Here is a 19,461-nt window from a genome sequence, read left to right as displayed (position 1 = left end):
GACCGCACCCGAGGCCTTCAACGCGGCCGCCACATCCGCGGTCGACTCCGCCGACCGCAACCGATCCGCCAGCCCATCCGCGGTCGCCGCAGCAGCCTCAGGCAACTCCTGCTCCACCGTCTCTACCAAGTCCGTCATGCCCTGTGATCCTTCCGTGAGGAGGGCTTACACAGACCATTTGACACGCCCTCGACCAGGTCGTCGTGCACCGGCGGGCCCGGTTTCTTCCCGCCCCGGCCGGGCTTCTTACCGAAGCTCGACCACCAGCCATTGGCGCAGCAGATCCGCCATGCCGTGCGCGCACTCATTGTTTGACCTGCGGCTTCGGCTTCATCGGCGAGGAATCGGTACCCGAACTCCGGGTCATCGCGATGCGCGTCGAACAGGGCATTCGCCCGCTGCGCTTCGACCCGATCGGCGGTGGTGACCGCATCTTTGAGCCAGCGGTAATAGGGCTGACGGGAGAGCTTAAGTACCCGGCACGACACCGCCACGGGGATCCCGTCAGCGGCGAGCTCCTTCACGAGCGGGTAGAACCTTTTCCCGGCAGATTCGCCTGCGACAGATACGCCGCCGCACGTCGCAGAACCTCATTCTCCTGCTCCAGCAAACGGATTCGCTTGTTCGCCTCCCTCAACTCCACGGACTGCCCGCTCGTCATGCCAGGCTTGCTGCCGTCGTCGATGTCGGCGCGACGCATCCACTTCTGCAAGGTCATCGGGTGCACCCCGAAATCCTTCGCGATCTGCTCGATCGTCACACCGCTCTCACGATCCCGGGCAACCCGGACCACATCATCGCGGAACTCTTTCGGATAGGGCTTAGGCACGATGGCCATCCTTCCAGGCTCACCCTCCCAGGCAAGCCAGATCAGATGTCACCTACCCGTGCAGCAGTCCCGAGGATGTTGCAGGGGGCTTCTTGCACCCTGGATACAATCGAACGAACATCCTGGGGAGGAACGAAGATGCGGAGACAGCTGCTGCCGCGCGTGGGAACAGCCGTGGTACTGGCGTCACTGACCGCGTGTGGTGGCACCGTCGATGGATCGCCGCAAGCCGACCCGACAGCAACAGCCGCGAAACTGGACGCCGGAAACTACAAGACCTCCCCCACCGAGGTGAAGGCAGTTGCCCCCGCCGACGCCTGGCAGCAGGAGGCGTTCCTGCTGGCGGACAGCGTTCCTGCGCCCTGGGAGATTGATCCGGCGTTCAGCAAGAGCACGCCCAAGAGTGGATCAACGCCAGTGCTATCGACCGCCCGAACTGGCGGCATGCTGGACACCACCGCAGGAGACAAGCTGACCCTCGCGCCTCAGACCGGATTCGTCGCAACCGCCAGCAGCATCGAAGGCGGCAGGCTCGCAGTCGGTGCGTTCCGGTACGCCACCGAGGATGAAGCCCGCCGTGCCGTCGACCTCATCGCGATCCGAGCGAGCAACGTCGGTGCACCAGACGGATCACCTGACAACACCGAGGTCGTGGTGCTCGGGAACGTCGAGAACCGGCGCTGGACAACGCTTGCAACGGTGCGCGGCAACATGGTGCTACTTGGAGCTGCCGAAGTTGTCGGGGTCGGTGAGTCCTCCAGACTTTCAGCGAAAGCCATTGCCGCACAAGTAGAGAAGATCAAGAACTACAAGCCAACACCGAAGAGCGCGGCTGTCGCAGTGCCAGAGGTGCCGATGGACACCGCCGATTCGATGATGAAATACACGCTGAGCGTTGATCCCGGCGTTGATCGGTCCGTATTGGGGCTTTCTGCCCATGTCGGGTACGGCGACGGCTACCTCAGCCCCCACACCTTCTCCCTGATGATCATGCAGGACAGCACCGAACGAACCAACAAATACGGGATCGAGCAGTACGCCGTGAGGCAAGGCGCAACACTCACCCGCCTGAAATCGGAGCAGACAGCCCGGTTCTACTTCGATGATTTTGTTGCACCGACGACCGACACCAAGGCGACAGTTCCCGGCATCGCCCGCGAGAACGCGCGGTGCTCCGAGCTGACCAGTGGTGGCTTCAGGTGCGGTGTCTGGACGGGCGGGCGGTACACCGCGTCTGTCAGCGGTAAGAACCTTCAGCAGGCGCAGCAGGCAGCCTCAGCGCAGTACCTCATCATGAAGCAGATGCCCTCTTAACCTGCACTTTTCCCACAGCCCAAGGCTCAGTTAAGCGCCATAGGTGAAGCTCTACCCATCACCAGGGAACGACCTGGACACACCACAGGAGAACGAAGTGAAGAAGCTACTCGCAGGTGCCATGATAGCCGGTTCGCTCGCCACCGGAGCCGCAGTCGTCGGCAGCGGAGCTGCCAGCGCGGCACCCGCCTACGAGTGGGTGAGGATCGGACCGTACAGCTCAACATGGACCTGCGAACAGGCGCGCGACAACTACCCGGCGAACTCCCGCAAGTGCTTCACTGCTTCCAATGGCAAGGCGTACTTCTACGGCATCCGTCAGGCGCGTCGCTGACGTTAATCCCCACAGACACCCCCATTCGCCACATCGGCGGATGGGGGTTTCTGTGTGCCCGCTGCAATCCCAGCAAGTCCGCTGTGAGTCCTTTGCCCTCAGCAGATGCCCTCTCAGGCAAAGAAAAACCGGCTCTCACCTGGTGTTTCAGGTGAGAACCGGTCCGTGGAGCCGCCGGGAATTGAACCCGGGTCCTCCGCTATTTCTACGGGGCTTCTCCGTGCGCAGTCCGCTGTGTCTCTACTCGGATCTCCTCGTCTCACGGACGAGCGAGGATGACGATCCCAGTCGCTGTTTGATGTCCCCCGCGATGCCGCGACCGCACCGCGAGGTGAATCCCTCTAGCTGATGCCAGTACCCGGGCCGAGGGCGAACCCGGACTGACAGACTCGCCTGGCTGCTTAGGCAGCGAGAGCGAAGTCGCGCTGATTGGAATCGGCGCTTAATTGGTTGCCGCGACGCTTACGGTGGTCTCCAGCCTGCACCGGCACGCTTCCCCCGCGTCAACAAACGAAGTCGAAACCGATCGGCCCCTCATCGCCGCTTCCGCGGTGCCCACCCCTTGCGGAGTGGAAGCTCCATACTACCGCACCGTCACCGTCGGGTGTCCAACGATCATTCAGACGGTGCGCAGGCGCACGCCTGCGGCGGACGCGTTCATGTTGACCAGCACGGTGAGCAGCACCGCGCCGACCCGATGCGCCAGCGAAACGACCTTCGCCCCGTTCTCGACACTCATGAATCCGCTCCTTCACTCGAGTCCCACAAGTCACATCAGTAACTCGTGCCCCCAGTGAACGCCCGTGACTCGACCGACTCAACGCGCCACGCCGCGCACCGTCGAAAAGAAGCTAGCCGCGCATGCCCTTGACGCGCCGGCCCAGCTCCCGGACCAACTCGCGCTCGGCGGTGCGCCGGGCGATGTCCTGCCGCTTGTCGTAGTCCTGCTTGCCCTTGGCGAGCGCCAGCTCGACCTTGACGCGGCCGTCGTTGAAGTACATCGACAAGGGCACCAGCGTCTGGTTGCCCTCGCGGATCTTCCCGGTCAGCGAGTCGATCTCGCGCCGGTGCATGAGCAGCTTGCGGGTGCGGCGCGGCATGTGATTGGTCCACGACCCGCTGCCGTACTCGGGGATGTGCAGGCCGCGCAACCAGACCTCACCGTCGTCGATGGTCGCGTAGGCGTCCACCAGGGAGGCCTTGCCCTCGCGCAGCGCCTTCACCTCGGTACCGACCAGCACCACGCCGGCCTCGAAGGTGTCGAGGATGGCGTAGTTGTGGCGCGCCTTGCGATTGCTCGCGATCACCGAGCGCCCCTTCTCCTTCGCCATCGCCTGATCCCTTCCTGTACGCCGTGACCGAGTGCCGGTCACGCTGGACAACCACTCCATCGTACGGGGATCCGACGGTGTGCGGAAAGCGACTTATCGCGGGGCTACTCACGCACGTAGAACCGCAGGGTGAGGTAGGCGGTGACGGCGGCGAACCCGGCGCCCACGAGGATCAGCCAGGGCGAGACGAGCAGCACATCGGTACTGGTGATCCTGGCCAGGATGTTCACCCCGTACATCTCCCGGAGAGCCCGGTCGAAGAACAGGGTCTTGCCGGCGAACAGGCCGCCGATCGCGAGCACCGCGCCGATCAGCGCGGCGAGCACCGCCTCCAGCAGGAAGGGCAGCTGCGTGTACCAGCGGGTGGCGCCGACCAGCCGCATGATCGACACCTCCGTCCGCCGGGTGTACGCGGCCACCTGGACCATGTTCGCGATCAGCAGGATCGCGGCCACGGCCTGGATCAGCGCCACGAAGAAGGCCGCGTTGCGCGCGCCGTTCAGCACCGAGAACACCCGCTCCACGAGCTCGCGCTGGTCCTGCACGCCGGACACGCCGGGCTGCCCCTTGACCGCGTCGATCACCGCGGCGAACTTCTTGTCGTCGCCGACCCGCACCTTGAAGGAGGCGGGCAGCACGCCGGGGCGCACCAACTCGGCGAGCTCGGGCTGACCGGCGAAGGTCTTGGTCTTCGCGGTCTCGAGCGCCTTGTCCTGCGAGATGTAGTCGAGCGAGTCCACGCCCGGCTGCGCCTTGATCTTCGATTCGATCGCCTGGCACACGGCCTTCTGGCAGTCCGGATCGTCCGCGGCGACCTTGTCGTCGACGAACACCTGGATCTCGACGCGCTGCAGGAAGATGTCCTGGCTCTTGTCGGCCATCCGCACCACGAGCAGGCCGCCTCCGAACAGGGCGAGCGAGATCGCGGTGGTGAGGATCATGGCGATCGTCATGCTCACGTTCCGGCGCAGGCCGGTGAAGACCTCGCTGGTGATGAAACTGGCACGCACGTGGATTCAGTCCTTCGGTTTCGTTCGTCGGTGGGCGGGCGCGGCGGACGCCGTCAGCGGCCCAGCCCGTACACGCCGGTCGCGTCGTCGCGCACCATCTCGCCCATCCGGAACTCGATCACCCGGCGGCGCATCGAGTCGACGATGTGGCGGTCGTGCGTTGCCATCACCACGGTGGTGCCCGCCCGGTTGATCCGGTCGAGCACGTCCACGATCTCCGCCGAGGTGTCGGGATCGAGGTTGCCGGTCGGCTCGTCGGCGAGCAGCAGCAGCGGGCGGTTCGCGATCGCGCGGGCGATCGCCACGCGCTGCTTCTCGCCGCCGGACAGCTCACTCGGCATGCGGTTCGCCTTGCCACCGAGGTCCACGTAGTCCAGCACCTGCGGCACCGTCCGGTCGATCACGTTCCGCGGCTTGCCGATCACCTCGAGCGCGAAGGCCACGTTCTCGGCCACCGTCTTCTGCTGCAGGAGCCGGAAGTCCTGGAAGACGCAGCCGAGCGACTGCCGCAGCTGGGGCACGCGCCGGCTCGAGAGCTTGTTCACGTGGTAGTCGCCCACGTACACATCGCCCGTCGTCGGCTTGTCCTCCTTGAGGAGGAGCCGGAAGAACGTCGACTTGCCCGAACCCGACGGCCCGATCAGGAAGGCGAACTCGCCCTTGCCGATCTCGACCGACAGGTCATCGAGCGCCGGCCTGGCGGACGCTTTGTACTTCATCGTGACGTTCTGGAGCGTGATCACGGTCGCCCAGTGTACTGACGTCGAGGCTCAGCTCGCGGGAACCGTGGTCGTCGGTGCGCCGCCACTGGTCGGGGCCTCGGGATTCTGCCCGCCCGGCACCGGGAGCGGCACCGTCGCACCGCCGGGCAGGACGATCCCGCCGGGCGTCGTCCCGCCCACCGTCGTACCCCCCGACGGTGCCGCCCCGGGCGCGACGGAGCCGCCGGCCACCGTCGTCGACGGTGCGCCGGAGGCCGGGGGCTGCCCGGAACTGCTCTCCGGAACGGACGACGGTGCGGCCGACGACGGCACCCGCCGCTCCGAGGTGAGCGGAGGCGTGTAGGCGGGCTCGGTGTAGGCGGGTGCGGTCGTCGTCGCGACGGGCTGGCGGCCCTGCTGGACGTCCTTCGGCACGAACTCGTCGTACAACGTGAGATACCACCACATCAGGCCGATGAACAGCACCGAGAAGATCACGGTGCTGGTGCGGGCGCGGGTGTGCGGGATCGTCTTCGGCAAGCGGTCCCAGAAGGGCGGCGCGATGATCTTGGGGGCCGGCTGCGGCTCGGAACCGGCGGGCTCGTCGGGCGTGGACTCCCTCGGGGTCTGGTCGGTCACGTCGGCTCCTTGTCGTCCTCGACGGCGTCCGCGACCGGGTCGACGGCGATCCCCGCTGTCGCCAGGCTGCGAACGATCCGCTCGCGGAGGTTACGACCCACCTCGAACTGCTTGCCCGGCAGTGTCCGCGCGACCATGCGGACGTTCACCTGATCGAGGTCGATGGACTCGACCCCCATCAGCGAGGGCTCGTCGAGCAGCAGCGCCGACATCACCGGGTCGTGGTAAGCCCGCTCGCCCACCCGGTGCAGCAGCGCGTTGACCTTGCCCATGTCCACGTTCTTCGGCAGCGGGATGTCGACGACCGCGCGCGCCCAGTCCTTCGAGAGGTTGGTGGCCTTGACGATCTGCCCGTTCGGCACCGTGATGACCTCGCCGTCGGTGTTGCGCAGCTTGGTCACGCGCAGGGTCACGTCGGAGACGGTGCCCTCCGCCGTGGAGCCGCCCGTGAGCGAGAGGCTGACCACGTCGCCGAAGCCGTACTGCCGCTCGGTGATGAGGAAGAAGCCCGCCAGCAGGTCCTGGACCACGCGCTGGGCGCCGAAGCCCAGCGCGGCGCCGATGACGGTGGCCGGGGCTACCAGGGCGTTGATGGGCACGCCGAGGGCCTTGATCACCTGGTACGCGGCGAACAAGTAGATGGCCGCGATCGCCACCCAGCTCACCACCTGGATCAGGGCGTGCTGGTGCTTCGCGGACTCCGAGCGCACGAGTGAGTCGCTGTTGCGGAACTGGGAATCGATCCGCACGGTCACCCGCGCGGAGGACCAGTTGACGAACCGGTTGGCCAGGATCGCGGCGATGGTCCACAGCGCGATCGGGAGCACGCGCTCGAACAGGAAGAAGCGCCAGCCGGACGATCCCGGCAGGAAGGAGACCGCGTACAGGGCGCTACTCGTCATCGCCACGCATCCGCCAGCGGATGCCGGCCTCGATGAAGCCGTCCAGGTCACCGTCGAGCACCGCCGACGGGTTGTTCACCTCGTAGTTCGTGCGCAGGTCCTTGACCATCTGGTACGGGTGCAGCACGTAGGAACGCATCTGGTTGCCCCAGGACGCGCCCTCGGTCGTGCTGAGCGCATCCATAGCGGCGCGCTCCTCCTGCCGCTTGCGCTCGAGCAGCTTCGCGGACAGCACCTTCATGGCCGCGACCTTGTTCTGCAACTGGCTCTTCTCGTTCTGACAGGTCACGACGATGCCGGTGGGGATGTGCGTGAGCCGCACCGCGGAGTCGGTGGTGTTGACGGACTGCCCACCGGGACCGGAGGAGCGGTAGACGTCCACCCGGACGTCGTTCTCGTTGACGTCGATGTGGTCGGTGGTCTCGACCACCGGCAGGACCTCGACCTCGGCGAAGGAGGTCTGCCGCCGCCCCTGGTTGTCGAACGGGCTGATCCGGACCAGCCGGTGCGTGCCCATCTCCACCGACAACGTGCCGTACGCGTAGTCGGTCTTGACGGTGAACGTGGCGGACTTCAGGCCCGCCTCCTCCGCGTAGCTGGTGTCGTAGACCTCCACGCCGTAGCCGTGCTTCTCGGCCCAGCGGATGTACATGCGCATGAGCATCTCGGCCCAGTCCGCCGCGTCGACGCCGCCGGCGCCCGCACGGATGTTGATCAGCGCATCGCGCGAGTCGTACTCGCCCGACAGCATGGTCTTGACCTCCATGGCCTCGATATCGGCGCGCAGCCGGGCACGGTCCCCGTCGGCGTCCTCGAGTGCGGCGGCGAGGTCCTCGCCCTCCTCGGCCTCGGCGAGCTCGTAGAGGACCGGCAGGTCGTCGAGCCGCTGCCGCAGATCGGTGAGGCGACGCAACTCGGCCTGCGCGTGGGAGAGCTGGCTGGTGACCTGCTGCGCGTTGGCCTGGTCGTTCCAGAGCTCGGGGTCGGAGGCCTTGTGTTCGAGTTCGTCGACGCGCCGACGCAGCTCGTCGAGGTCGATCACCTTCTCCACCGTCTGCAGGGTGGTGGCGAGGCTCTCGATGTCTGCGGCTACGTCAGGATGCACAGTCACTCAGGATACTGGCCGGGCGCGCCGTAGGAGTCCGGTGGCGGGGTTAGGCTGCCCAACTGCCACGAGCTGTCGATCTTCCCCACCTTGTAGTACACCGGCAGCCTGTCGCCCACCTCCGGCCAGCGCTCCGCGAAGTCGACGACGAGCCGCCGGTACACGTGCGTGGGCGCCGTGGTCGGGCCCACGATCGAACCGGAGACCGTGACGAAGGCCTGCCCCTTCTGATCCGCCTCGAGCGGCCGCGGGCTGACCCCGCTGAGCGTGAGCGTCCCGTCCTCCATTCCCGGGCCCGCGGGCGCGGCGCCGAGCGTCCCGCGCTTGGAGCGCTGCCACATGACGACGAGCGCACCCAGCATCGCGGCGAGCATGAGCACCCAGATCCATTCCATATGTCCAGATTACCGACGGGGACCACCCCGCGCCCGTAGTACGACTCCGCTACCGTTCTCGCATGTCGAGCGCACCGTCGAACTCCCCGGATCCCGCCCTGAACCCCGACCTGACGCTGGCCCTGGCGCTGGCGGACGCCGCCGACGCGCTGACCATGGCACGGTTCGGCGCGCTGGATCTGCGGGTGGACGCCAAGCCCGACCTGACGCCCGTCTCGGACGCCGATCTCGCCACCGAGACGCTCATCCGCGAGCGGCTCGCCGCGGAGCGCCCGGGCGACGCGGTGCTCGGCGAGGAGTTCGGCGGCGAGCCGGTCTTCGAGGGCCGGCAGTGGGTGGTCGACCCCATCGACGGCACCAAGAACTACGTGCGCGCGGTCCCGGTGTGGTCCACGCTGATCGCGCTACTCGAGGACGGAGTACCCGTGGTCGGCGTGGTCTCCGCGCCCGCGCTCAAGCGCAGGTGGTTCGCCTCGGCGGGCGCCGGCGCGTTCGTCTCCTTCGACGGTGCCGCGCCCCGCCGGATCTCCGTCTCGGGCGTCCGCGAGATCGCGGACTCGTCGATCTCCTTCTCCGACCTGTCGTACTTCCCCGATGCCGGATCGCGCGAGCGCTTCCTGGCGCTCGCCGCCGATGCCTGGCGACTGCGCGGTTACGGCGACTTCTGGAGCTACTGCATGGTGGCCGAGGGCTCGGTGGACATCGCCGTGGAGCCCGAGGTCTCCCTCTGGGACCTGGCCGCGGTCGAGATCGTCGTCCGGGAGGCCGGGGGCCTGTTCACGGGCACCGACGGTACGCCCGGACCGCACGCGGGCTCGGCCGTCGCGGCGAACCCGGTCCTGCATCCGCAGGTGCTCCGCCGGCTCACCGACTGACACAGCAACACGGCTTTCGTCCCACCCCTTGGCACATATCTTACTGAGGAGTAAGGTCTCATCTGACTGATGAGTAAGTTGGCGGCCAGGGCGCCGGGAACAGCCCCTCGACCTGCGCCGCCACGACGACGAGATGGTGGAGATGAGCACGTCAACCGATCCCCGGGACACCAGCGCCATCGGGAAGAACCCGATCCGGCGGAACCCCACCGGGCAGCTGATCCGCGCCCTGATGGCCGTGGTCCAGACGCCCTTCGTACAGAACCGTGGTCTCCAGGACCTGGTGAACCGCGTCGCCTATGAGGGCACGAGGACCGGTTTCAAGGCGCTGGGCGCCGCGAACCGCACCTTCAAGGTGGTCACCGGCACCGGCAAGCCCCGGCGCCTGACCTCGAGCACCAAGTCGAACTACGACCTCACGCCGGACGACGAGCAGCAGATGATCGCCGACACGGTCAAGGACTTCGCGGCCGAGATCGTCCGGCCCGCGGCCTTCGACGCGGACGCGGCCACCCAGGCCCCCGAGTCGCTGCTCGAGCGCGCCACCGAACTCGGCATCACGATGATCAACGTGCCGGAGGAGCTCGACGGTGCCGGCGCCGAGCGCGGAGTGGTGACCAACGCGCTGGTGGCGGAGGCCCTCGCCTACGGCGACATGGGACTGGCCCTGCCGATCCTCGCCCCGAGCGGCGTGGCGGTCGCGCTCTCGCAGTTCGGCTCCGACGGCCAGCAGCAGACCTACCTCAAGGAGTACGCGGGCGAATCCGTGCCGCAGTCCTCCGTGGTGATCTGCGAGCCGGGCGCACTGTTCGACCCGTTCGCGCTGGGCACCCAGGCGACCCGCACTTCGGGCGGCTACGTCCTGAGCGGCGTGAAGTCGATGGTCCCGCAGGCCGCTACCGCCGAGCTGTTCGTCGTCGGCGCGGAGCTCGACGGTAAGCCCGCGCTGTTCATCGTGGAGTCCGGTACCGACGGGGTCATCGTCGAGGGCGACCCGAGCATGGGCCTGCGCGCCGCGTCGTTGGGCCGGCTCAACCTCAACAACGTCAAGGTCCCGTCCACCGCGTTGCTCGGCGAGGTCGACCTCGACACCGCCGCGCAGAACTACACCGACGTGGTCCGGCTGGCCCGCCTCGGTTGGTCGGCGCTCGCGCTCGGCACCTCGCGCGCCGTGCTCGACTACGTGACCCCCTACGTCAAGGAGCGGGAGGCCTTCGGCGAGCCGATCGCCTACCGTCAGGCCGTCGCGTTCTCGGTCGCGGACATGGCGACCGAGGTCGAGGGCCTGCAGCTGCTCGTCTGGCGCGGTGCCGCGCGCGCGGAGCAGGGCCTGTCCTTCGCGCGTGAGGCCGCGCTGGCGCGGAAGTTCGCCACCGACAAGGGCATGCGCATCGGCCTCGACGGCGTGCAGTTGCTCGGCGGGCACGGCTTCACCAAGGAGCATCCGGTGGAGCGTTGGTACCGCGACCTGCGCGCAGTGGGCATCGCCGAGGGCGTCGTCGTCCTCTAGACGACCTGAACTTCTGACACGAAAGAACCATCATGGCAATCAATCTGGAACTTCCCAAGAAGCTCAAGGCGTCGGCCGAGATGTCGCACCAGGCCGCGGCCGAGATCTTCCGTCCCATCTCGCGCAAGTACGACCTCGCCGAGCACGAGTACCCCAAGGAGCTCGACACCATCGCGGCGCTCTACGACGGGCTCGCCGATGCGGGGCAGGCCCCCTCGGCCGCCTCGGGCGACCGGAAGAAGGGCGAGGACGAGGACAAGCCCAAGCCCGCCGTGGACGTCACCGCGGGCAGCCGCAACGGCGGAACCATGGAGTCGATCGTCAACGCGATCGAGATGTGCTGGGGCGACACGGGCTTGATGCTCGCGTTCCCGTACCAGGGCCTCGGCAACGCCGCCATCGCGGCGGTGGCGACCGACGAGCAGCTCGAGCGATTCGGCAAGGTGTGGGCCTCGATGGCCATCACCGAGCCCTCCTTCGGTTCGGACTCGGCGGCGGTCACCGCCACCGCGGTCCGCGACGGCGACGAGTGGGTCCTCAACGGCACCAAGATCTTCGTCACCTCCGGCTCGCGTGCCGACCACATCGTGGTGTGGGCGACCGTGGACAAGAGCGCCGGCCGCGCCGCGATCAAGTCCTTCGTGGTGCCCCGCGAGCACCCGGGCGTCACCGTCGCCCGACTCGAGCACAAGCTCGGCATCCGTGCCTCCGATACAGCGGAGATCCGCTTCGAGGACTGCCGCATCCCGTTCGAGAACATCCTGGGCAGCCCGGAAGTGAACGTGGAGAAGGGCTTCGCCGGGGTCATGCAGACCTTCGACAACACCCGCCCCCTGGTGGCCGCCATGGCCATCGGCTGCGCGCGGGCCTCGCTCGAGGAGCTGCGCACCGTGCTGGAGAACGCCGGGATCGTCATCGACTACGACGCGCCTGTGAACACGCTGCCGTACGCGGCCGCGGAGTTCATCCGGCTCGAGTCCGATTGGGAGGCCGCGTATCAGCTCACGCTGAAGTCCGGCTGGATGGCGGACAACAAGCTGCCGAACTCGATGAACGCGTCGATGGCGAAGGCCAAGGCCGGCCGGGTCGGCTCGGACGTGACGCTCAAGGCGGTCGAACTGGCTGGCGCTCTGGGTTACTCGGAGCGGACGCTGCTCGAGAAGTGGGCGCGCGACTCGAAGATCCTCGACATCTTCGAGGGTACGCAGCAGATCCAGCAGCTGATCATCGCGCGGCGCCACCTGGACCTGACGAGCTCGCAGCTCAAGTAGACCGGGGGAGGTTCGACGGGGCGTCGTCGCGGCAGGTCCGCGGCGGCGCCCCGCTCGCGTCCCGACGGCGCGCACCTGGACTACCTGGGGTACGCGAGCCGTCGGAGCAGCCATTCTGCGGGGCCGCGGCGGCCCACTAGTTCCAGCCTGGTGGCGAGGAACACGCTCAGGGCCCAGACCGCGACGGCGTACAGCGCGGCGGACCAGCTCGACAGGTGCGCACCGAGGCCCAGACCCCACGCGGCGAGGATCGGCGAGAACGCGACGGATTGGAACATGTAGCCGCTCATCGACCTCTTGCCGAGAGCCTGTACGGCCCAGGGGAAGGAGCCCGCTCGGAGCTTGTCCCGGTGGTTCTCGAGGTGGGCTGCGATCAGGCCGAAGGCCGCCACGTAGCCGAGGCCCCCGAGGAGACCGCCGAGTGTGTGGAGCGGCAGCAGGATCCAGCTCTCGTCGCGGTTGATCCCGAGGGCGTCGAGGTTGAGCAGGGCCAGTGGCAACGCGGTCAGCACGCCGACGGTGATGCCGACGGATGCGACGCGCTTGAGGAGGGGGATGTGATTCCTCGGTCGGTCGAGGACCTGGTGCCGTGCTGCGAGCATGCCGAGGAGGATGGCGGGAAGGATGATGAATCCGAGCAGTGCCGCGGGGAGGATGTAGACGGCCCAGCCTTCGATCCGGGCGAGAACCGCGTCGAGGTATCCGGCGGTCTCGTTGACTCGTTCGGGTCCGGCCGCCGCCCCGGTGCCCGTGCTGGGCGGCGCCGAGTACCCGAGGAGCCCGGCGGTGAGTGATCCGACGGTCAGCAGCGCGGGGATCGAGACGAAGACGCCGATCCAGATCTTCACGGTGCGGTCCGGCCGATCGAGGAAGAGCCACACCAGGAGCAGGCCGGCGATGCCGTAGGCGCCGATGATGTCGCCGAACCAGAGCAGTGCGGCGTGGACGAAGCCGAAGGCGATCATCCACAAATGGCGGCGCCGTAATAGGCGGCGGGCGTCCGTGGGGGTCGTGCCCGAGGCGAGTTGGCGTGTGTACATCTGGACGATGCCGTAGCCGAAGAGGAACGCGAACATCGGGTAGACGCGGCTGTCGATCCCGATGATCGCCAGGGTCTGCGCGATCCGATCGGCCCACGACCCCTCCGCGGCGTGCGCGGCGACGCCGTGCGGACGGTGGAGCACGAAGTAGGGCACGTTCGCCACCGCGATCAGTACCAGCATCAGGCCGCGGGCGAAATCGGGTGCGATGCTGCGCGTGGCTCGTACCGATGTGGGTGCCGCGACGACCTGCCCGGAGGTCTCCGTCTGCCGATTCTCTGTGGACATGCAAGGGAAGGTAAAGCGTGCCCTGGGGGCACGGTCAAGCCCCGACACGTCGATGGCCCCGCAACCGCTGTCTCGACTTGACCGTGCCCCTGGGGCATCGTTTCTACTGGCGCCAGTCAACGCACCGGCCTCAGCGGGAGATCGGGTGCTGCACACGCGGAGGAATTCATGGCGTCGTTTCTGTATCGGATAGGTCGGTTCTCCTACCGACGGTGGTGGGCGGTACTGGGGGTGTGGATCCTCGCCGCCATCGCGCTCAGTGCGGTGGGAGGGGCGATCTCGAAGCCGTTCCAGGACAGCTTCGAGATCCCGGGCAGCGCTGCCGTCACTGCGCAGGAGAAGCTGGTCGAGCGATTCCCCGATCAGGCCGGGCAGCCCGGTGTGCCCGCCACGATCGTCGTGCAGTCCACCGACGGACAACGGCTGGATCAGGGCGCCGGCAACGCCGCGGTGCAGAAGGTGATTGCGAAGCTGCGCCAGATTCCGCAGCTGACCGACGAGACGCGCGCCGCGATCGTCGATCCCACCAGAGGCCCCGCCGCCGCTGAGGGACTGAGCCCCGATGGCACGGTCGCACTGATCAAACTGACCCTGGACGCCAAGCCCAGTGGTGCGGACAACGGTGTCACGCAGGCATCGATCGACACCGTCACCGAGGCCAAGGAGATCGGTCGTGCGGCGGGTCTGACGGTCGAGAGCGCGGGCGGCGCCAACGAGAAGGTCGCCGAGCCGCCCGCCGAGTTGATCGGCGTGGTCGTGGCGATCGTGGTCATGATCATCACCTTCGCTTCGCTGCTCGCCGCCGCGATGCCACTGGTCGCCGCGATCGTGGGAATCATGTTGTCGACATCGGTGATCGCGATCGGCACCGCGTTCATGACACTGGGGACCTCGACCACCGGCCTCGCGACGATGATCGGGCTCGCCGTCGGTATCGACTACTCGCTGTTCGTCATCTCCCGGTACCGGTACGAGGCGACGAGGACCACCGATCGCGCGCACGCCGCCGGTGTGGCGGTCGGTACAGCGGGCTCCGCGGTGGTCTTCGCCGGCGCCACCGTCGTCATCGCACTGGTGGCGCTGAACCTGACCGGCATGTCCTTCCTGGCGCAGATGGGTCTCGGCGCCGCGGTGACCGTGGTGATGGCAGTGCTGGTGGCGCTGACCGTGCTACCGGCGCTGCTGGGGCTGTTCAAGTCGTTCGCGTTCACGCCGCGCCTGCCGCTGCTCTGGACGCCGGAACGTTCGTCCGGCCCGACCATCGGACACCGGGTCGGGGTGGAGCTGACGAAACGTCCACTGCCGTACCTGATCGTCGCCGCGCTCGCGCTGATCCTCGCCGCACTACCGATCTCGCAGCTGCAGCTGGGCCTGGACGCGACGACGCAGTCCGACAAGGCCGCCGCGAAGATCGAGCGGGACGCGTTCGGCGCCGGGAAGTCGTCGCCGCTGCTGGTGGTGATCGCGGCCGATGATGCCGCGGGCATGGCGAAGGCGTCGGTGCTGGTCAAGGATCGTCTGGCCACGATGGATCACATCTCCGATCACGGCGTCATCGGCCCCGTGCCCAACGCCGCGCAGGACGCCGCACAGTTCATCGTCATCCCGGACCACGGCCCCGCGAGCCGCGAGACGGGCGATCTGCTCGCGCAGATGCGATCGATGGCGAGCGATATCGAGTCGTCGACGCATTCCTACGTGGGCATCGGCGGTGCGGCCGCGATCAACGCGGACTTCTCCAGCGCGCTGACCGGCAAGCTGCCGCTCTATCTGATCGTGGTGGTCGGCCTGGCTTTCATCCTGCTGATGATCGTCTTCCGCTCCGTGATCATTCCGTTGATCGCATCGCTCGGCTTCCTGCTGTCGATCGCCGCCACCTTCGGCGCCACCGTGGGGTTCTTCCAGAACGGCTGGCTTGGCTGGATCAAACCCGAGGACCAGGGCCCGATCATGGTGTTCATGCCGATCTTCCTCATCGGCATCGTCTTCGGCCTCGCCATGGACTATCAGGTCTTCCTCGTCAGTCGCATGCGCGAGGAGTACCACCACGGCGCCGCGCCGCTCGATGCGATCCGTACCGGCTACGGCGCCGGTGCCCGCGTGATCACCGCCGCCGCGCTGATCATGATCTCCGTCTTCGCCGGCTTCACGCTCTCGAACGAGACCTTCCTCAAGCTGATGGGCTTCTCGATGGCCGCGGCGATCATCTTCGACGCCTTCCTCGTGCGCATGGTGATCATGCCCACCGCGATGGCCCTGCTGGGCGACCGCGCCTGGTGGATGCCGGGATGGCTCGAGCGGATACTGCCCCGGATCGACGTCGAGGGTGAGAACCTGCGCACCGAGCCCGCCGATGCCGCAGCGGAGTACCCAGGGCACTGAGGGATCCATATGCTTGAACCCGGGTCCGGCACGAGTCCACCGGGCGGACCCGGGGCGGCAGTCCACGCAACCGATAGAGTCGAGGTATCGAGATGGGTTGGAGCACACGGCAGCTCGCCGAACTGTCCGGAACCACGGTGAAGGCGATCCGCCACTACCACGGGATCGGCCTGCTCGATGAGCCGGACCGTGCGCCGAACGGATACAAGCAGTACGGCACCGCCCATCTCGTGCGGGTGCTGCAGATCGCACGCATGAAGGAGCTCGGCGTTCCGCTCGCACAGATCGCCACCATGGAACGAGCGGACGAGAACCCCGCGGCGGCGATCGAGGTCCTCGATGCCGAACTGGCCGCCACGATCGAAAGGCTGCAGAAGGTCCGCGCGGAGCTCGCGATCGTCCTCGAATACCGTGCGCCCCTTGACACACCGTCGCCGTTCCAACAGGTCGCCGAACGGCTCTCCGAGCGAGACCGCAACCTGATCACCGTGCTCGCGCGGGTTTTCGAGCCGGAGGCGCTGGAGGATTTCAACACGCTCCTGAGCGAGGACAATGCCACCGACGAGATGTTCAACGCCCTCACTCCGGAGGCCGAGGACGATCAGATCGACGAGGTCGCGCGCCGCCTCGCCCACGACATCGCGCGCGACCAGAAGCGGTTGCCCTGGATGAAGGACTCACTCACCCAGTCCAAGGGCAGCCCGGGCCTGGCTTCCGCCGCCCTTCGGACCGCGATCATCGAGCTGTACAACCCCGCTCAGGTCAGAGCGCTCGTGGCAGCCTTCGAACTGTCGCAATCCGATTCGGCCTCGACCGAGGTGAGCCGCGACGGATCCGCGTGAGGCGTCAGGATCCGCATCGCCGCCCGCGGCGCCGTTCCGGGGCCGCCATCGTGTGACCGGCGCCACATTCGCCGTGTGATTACGGTCACTTCCCGCAGGTCATTGCCTATGCGAGCTATCGCAGGCGATTCCCATCATGACCTGGACCTACCTTCTTCACAGGCTACCGTGACCGAAGCGTTACCAAACCGCGACCGTCCCGAGGCGGGGGTGACACCGCGCCGATAGCGCCCTAGTGTTCATCTCGACCCGGTCACCGGGACAAAACTGAATCCACGAACCACAGCGTATGTGTGGGCCCGCCGCCGAAACGAGAGCATAGTCCTCGGGCGCCGGACCGCTTCCAGCGCGACGCACCACGTCGCCGAAGCCGGTTGAGTGATCTGCCTCAGCCCACTGCCGTGCCCGACAGAGAAGGCGCGGTCCATGTCTTTCCCCGACACCTCCGCCCCAATCGGGCTGTGTCCTGGCATGCGCACGGCGAAAGGAACCCCTTGAAGAACATCCGCAAGACCCTGGGCATGATGGCCGTCACCGGCGCGATCGTCGCCGCTCCCGTTGCCTTCGGCACCGGTGCAGCGAACGCCGGCAGCGTGAACTGGGACGCCATCGCGGCCTGCGAGTCGGGTGGCAACTGGAGCACCAACACCGGCAACGGCTACTACGGCGGTCTGCAGTTCTCGCCGTCGACGTGGCGTGCCAACGGCGGTTCGGGCATGCCCCACACCGCTTCGCGCAGCGAGCAGATCCGCGTGGCCGAGAACGTTCTCGCCTCGCAGGGCATCGGCGCGTGGCCGAGCTGCGGTGGCCGCGGCTAACCGCTCCCCTTACTGATAGCGCCTGTGGCGGTCGATCCCGATGGGATCGACCGCCACAGGCGTTTTCCGCGTTCGCGCCCTCTGCGATGATCGTGTGCGTGCGAACGCGCGTGCTCCTACTGCTGACGGGCCTGTACTTCGCCCAGGGTCTGCCCTTCGGCTTCTTCACCCAGGCGATCCCCGTCCTCCTCCGGGACGCGGGCCTGTCGCTGACCGCCATCAGCCTCACCTCCGTTCTCTACCTGCCCTGGGGCGTCAAGTTCCTCTGGGCGCCCGCGGTGGACCGGATCGGCACCCGCAGGCAGTGGCTCCTCGCGACGCAGTTGGGCTCCGCCGGCGTCGCCTTCGCCCTCGCCGCCACGGACCTCACCGGATCGCTGCGTTGGTTGTTCGTCGCCATCGCGGCGATCAACCTCCTCTCCGCGACCCAGGACGTGGCCACCGACGGCCTGGCGGTCCACCTGCTCGGCCCCCGCGAGCGCGGCCTCGGCAACGGCATCCAGACGGGTGCGTACCGCCTCGGCATGATCGCCGGTGGCGGCGGGCTGCTCTGGATCTACGCCGACGGCGGCTGGCGGGTCCTCCTGCTCACCCTGGGCGGCCTCATCCTCCTGTGCACGGTCCCCGTCGTATTCCTGGCCCGGGAGGGGGTGCCCGACGGTGCGCCGCCCACCGTCGAGTCCGTGCCCACCGTCGAGCCCGTGCCCACCGTCGAGCCCGTGCCCACCGTCGAGGCCGTGCCCACCGTCGAGGCCGTGCCCGCAGGAGGGCTGAGCGTCGCGTGGTGGCACCGTCTGCGGCGCCCCGGGGTGATCGGCCTGATCGCGCTCCTCGCGGCCTACAAGTTCGGCAACGCCATGGTCTCCGCGATCGCAGGGCCCTTCCTGCACGACGCCGGCCTCGGCCTCAAGGAGATCGCGCTGGTAGCCGGCGCGCTGAGCTCCGCGGGCGCACTGTTGGGCTCGGCGCTCGGGGCGTGGTGGGCGTTCCACTACGGACGTCGCGCCGCGCTGCTCGTCGGCGGAATCGCGCAGACCGTCACGATCGGGCTGTACGTCACGGCGGCGCTCGGTGTGGGCGGGTTCCCGATGGTGGTGGCGGCGAACCTCACCGAGCACGTCTTCGGCGGCGCCGCGACGGTCGCGCTGTTCACCCTGATGATGGACGCCAGCGAGCGGGCGCACGCGGGCGCCGACTACACCCTGCTCGCGTGCGCCGTGGTGGCCGCACAGGGAGTGGCGGGATTCGCCGGCGGCGCGGCGGGTGATCTCCTGGGCTACGCGGCGACCTTCGGGATCGGGATGGTCCTGTCCGGCATCGGCTGTTGGATCCTCGTCCGCGCCCTGGACCGGGGTGCCGGGCCGCGGTCCCTCACGACGTGGTCGCGGAGTCCGGCTCCCACACCATGAGTTCATCCGCCGCCCGGAAACCGTTGCGGTGGAACAGTCCGGCGGCCATGTCACTCGGCGCGACCACGAGGCGGCGGTAGCCGCGCTCGCGCGCCTCCTGCTGTACCGCGTCGATCAGTGCGCGGCCGTATCCCTCCCGCCGCACCGCCGGGAACACGAACAGGTGCCCGACATAGCCCCAGGAACTGGAATCGGCACCGGGCGTGGGCATCCGCCGGTACTCGTGCAACGAGATCATGCCCGAGACGCCGCCGCCCGTGAGCGAGTACTCACCCGCGAGGAACACCGTGCGACGGTCGTACTCCCACCACTCGCGGATCCGGTCCGTGAGGGTGTCGTCGTCGGGCACCGGCCCCTCCCCCGACGTGGCCGACCATGCGGTCCGCAGTGCCGCGACACGCGACGCGTCTCGCGCGGGGTCACCGATCCACACGTCCATGCGCCCACCGTACGGGCATCGCGGGAT

20 protein-coding genes and 1 other RNA gene are annotated in these 19,461 nt (G+C 67.8%); 9 read left to right on the top strand and 12 right to left on the bottom strand.

All coding sequences use genetic code 11. The features are described 5' to 3' along the window. Positions 1–134: 134 nt before the first annotated feature. Together HF999_RS08345 and HF999_RS22180 are read right to left on the bottom strand one after the other, a co-directional pair. Complete coding sequence (locus HF999_RS08345; protein WP_210733589.1) at positions 135–524, bottom strand: hypothetical protein; 390 nt, start codon at positions 522–524, stop codon at positions 135–137. After that, entirely contained in the window at positions 521–838 is a 318-nt protein-coding gene (locus HF999_RS22180; RefSeq protein ID WP_210733588.1) for a transposase, read from the bottom strand. The genes HF999_RS08345 and HF999_RS22180 overlap by 4 nt, the downstream gene beginning before the upstream one ends. Before the next feature lie 129 nt (positions 839–967). Here HF999_RS22180 and HF999_RS08335 point away from each other — a divergent pair, with 129 nt between their 5' ends. After that, positions 968–2,143 carry a DUF7373 family lipoprotein gene (locus HF999_RS08335; RefSeq protein ID WP_168545423.1) on the top strand — a complete coding sequence of 392 codons (1,176 nt, stop codon included), beginning with the start codon at positions 968–970 and terminating at the stop codon, positions 2,141–2,143. Positions 2,144–2,186: 43 nt separating this feature from the next. Beyond that, positions 2,187–2,477, top strand: a complete 291-nt coding sequence (locus HF999_RS08330; protein ID WP_168545422.1) for a hypothetical protein — start codon at positions 2,187–2,189, stop codon at positions 2,475–2,477. Positions 2,478–2,640: 163 nt separating this feature from the next. On the opposite strand, the gene ssrA is transcribed toward HF999_RS08330, so the two are convergent. The 8 genes from ssrA to HF999_RS08290 form a co-directional block, all read right to left on the bottom strand. Further along, positions 2,641–3,011: a transfer-messenger RNA gene (gene ssrA, locus HF999_RS08325) on the bottom strand. A gap of 317 nt (positions 3,012–3,328) precedes the next feature. Then, the gene (gene smpB / locus HF999_RS08320; protein ID WP_168545421.1) at positions 3,329–3,808 is read right to left on the bottom strand and encodes an SsrA-binding protein SmpB; all 480 of its coding nucleotides are present in this window, start codon (positions 3,806–3,808) and stop codon (positions 3,329–3,331) included. A 104-nt stretch (positions 3,809–3,912) separates the two neighbouring features. Continuing rightward, positions 3,913–4,818 (bottom strand): permease-like cell division protein FtsX, encoded by a 906-nt coding sequence (gene ftsX / locus HF999_RS08315; RefSeq protein WP_168545420.1) that lies wholly within the window; start codon positions 4,816–4,818, stop codon positions 3,913–3,915. A 53-nt stretch (positions 4,819–4,871) separates the two neighbouring features. Continuing rightward, positions 4,872–5,561, bottom strand: coding sequence for a cell division ATP-binding protein FtsE (ftsE, locus tag HF999_RS08310; RefSeq protein ID WP_168545419.1), 690 nt, complete (start codon positions 5,559–5,561; stop codon positions 4,872–4,874). A gap of 27 nt (positions 5,562–5,588) precedes the next feature. Then, on the bottom strand, positions 5,589–6,158 hold the full coding sequence (locus HF999_RS08305; protein ID WP_168545418.1) for an Rv3103c transmembrane domain-containing protein: 570 nt from the start codon (positions 6,156–6,158) through the stop codon (positions 5,589–5,591). Next, positions 6,155–7,060 (bottom strand): mechanosensitive ion channel family protein, encoded by a 906-nt coding sequence (locus tag HF999_RS08300; RefSeq protein WP_168545417.1) that lies wholly within the window; start codon positions 7,058–7,060, stop codon positions 6,155–6,157. The genes HF999_RS08305 and HF999_RS08300 overlap by 4 nt, the downstream gene beginning before the upstream one ends. Then, the gene (prfB, locus tag HF999_RS08295; protein ID WP_168545416.1) at positions 7,050–8,165 is read right to left on the bottom strand and encodes a peptide chain release factor 2; all 1,116 of its coding nucleotides are present in this window, start codon (positions 8,163–8,165) and stop codon (positions 7,050–7,052) included. The genes HF999_RS08300 and prfB overlap by 11 nt, the downstream gene beginning before the upstream one ends. Positions 8,166–8,167: 2 nt before the next feature. Next, on the bottom strand, positions 8,168–8,560 hold the full coding sequence (locus HF999_RS08290; protein WP_168545415.1) for a hypothetical protein: 393 nt from the start codon (positions 8,558–8,560) through the stop codon (positions 8,168–8,170). A gap of 62 nt (positions 8,561–8,622) precedes the next feature. Between HF999_RS08290 and hisN the strand changes: the two genes are divergently transcribed. From hisN to HF999_RS08275, 3 genes are all read left to right on the top strand, one after another. Continuing rightward, the gene (hisN, locus tag HF999_RS08285; protein WP_168545414.1) at positions 8,623–9,435 is read left to right on the top strand and encodes a histidinol-phosphatase; all 813 of its coding nucleotides are present in this window, start codon (positions 8,623–8,625) and stop codon (positions 9,433–9,435) included. A 133-nt stretch (positions 9,436–9,568) separates the two neighbouring features. After that, on the top strand, positions 9,569–10,945 hold the full coding sequence (locus tag HF999_RS08280; RefSeq protein WP_168545413.1) for an acyl-CoA dehydrogenase family protein: 1,377 nt from the start codon (positions 9,569–9,571) through the stop codon (positions 10,943–10,945). Between the two features lie 32 nt (positions 10,946–10,977). Next, positions 10,978–12,216 (top strand): acyl-CoA dehydrogenase family protein, encoded by a 1,239-nt coding sequence (locus HF999_RS08275; protein ID WP_168545412.1) that lies wholly within the window; start codon positions 10,978–10,980, stop codon positions 12,214–12,216. An 80-nt stretch (positions 12,217–12,296) separates the two neighbouring features. On the opposite strand, the gene HF999_RS08270 is transcribed toward HF999_RS08275, so the two are convergent. Beyond that, the gene (locus HF999_RS08270) at positions 12,297–13,544 is read right to left on the bottom strand and encodes a DUF418 domain-containing protein (protein WP_168545411.1); all 1,248 of its coding nucleotides are present in this window, start codon (positions 13,542–13,544) and stop codon (positions 12,297–12,299) included. Between the two features lie 168 nt (positions 13,545–13,712). On the opposite strand from HF999_RS08270, the gene HF999_RS08265 reads away from it, so the two are divergent. The 4 genes from HF999_RS08265 to HF999_RS08250 all read left to right on the top strand — a co-directional run bounded on the left by HF999_RS08265 (position 13,713) and on the right by HF999_RS08250 (position 18,995). Then, complete coding sequence (locus tag HF999_RS08265; protein WP_168545410.1) at positions 13,713–15,926, top strand: MMPL family transporter; 2,214 nt, start codon at positions 13,713–13,715, stop codon at positions 15,924–15,926. Between the two features lie 92 nt (positions 15,927–16,018). Then, a complete protein-coding gene (locus tag HF999_RS08260; protein WP_168545409.1) occupies positions 16,019–16,768 on the top strand; it encodes a helix-turn-helix domain-containing protein in 750 nt (249 codons plus the stop codon). Between the two features lie 494 nt (positions 16,769–17,262). Further along, positions 17,263–17,586 (top strand): transglycosylase family protein, encoded by a 324-nt coding sequence (locus HF999_RS08255; RefSeq protein ID WP_168545408.1) that lies wholly within the window; start codon positions 17,263–17,265, stop codon positions 17,584–17,586. Between the two features lie 98 nt (positions 17,587–17,684). Next, positions 17,685–18,995 (top strand): MFS transporter, encoded by a 1,311-nt coding sequence (locus HF999_RS08250; protein ID WP_312854064.1) that lies wholly within the window; start codon positions 17,685–17,687, stop codon positions 18,993–18,995. On the opposite strand, the gene HF999_RS08245 is transcribed toward HF999_RS08250, so the two are convergent. After that, on the bottom strand, positions 18,958–19,434 hold the full coding sequence (locus HF999_RS08245) for a GNAT family N-acetyltransferase (RefSeq protein ID WP_168545406.1): 477 nt from the start codon (positions 19,432–19,434) through the stop codon (positions 18,958–18,960). The two genes, HF999_RS08250 and HF999_RS08245, sit on opposite strands and share 38 nt — an antisense overlap. Between the last annotated feature and the right edge of the window lie 27 nt (positions 19,435–19,461).

Source organism: Tsukamurella spumae, assembly GCF_012396015.1.
In the GTDB taxonomy this organism is placed as follows: domain Bacteria; phylum Actinomycetota; class Actinomycetes; order Mycobacteriales; family Mycobacteriaceae; genus Tsukamurella; species Tsukamurella spumae.
The sequence above is the reverse complement of the archived record's forward strand: the minus strand, read 5'-3'. Positions and strand labels throughout refer to the sequence as shown.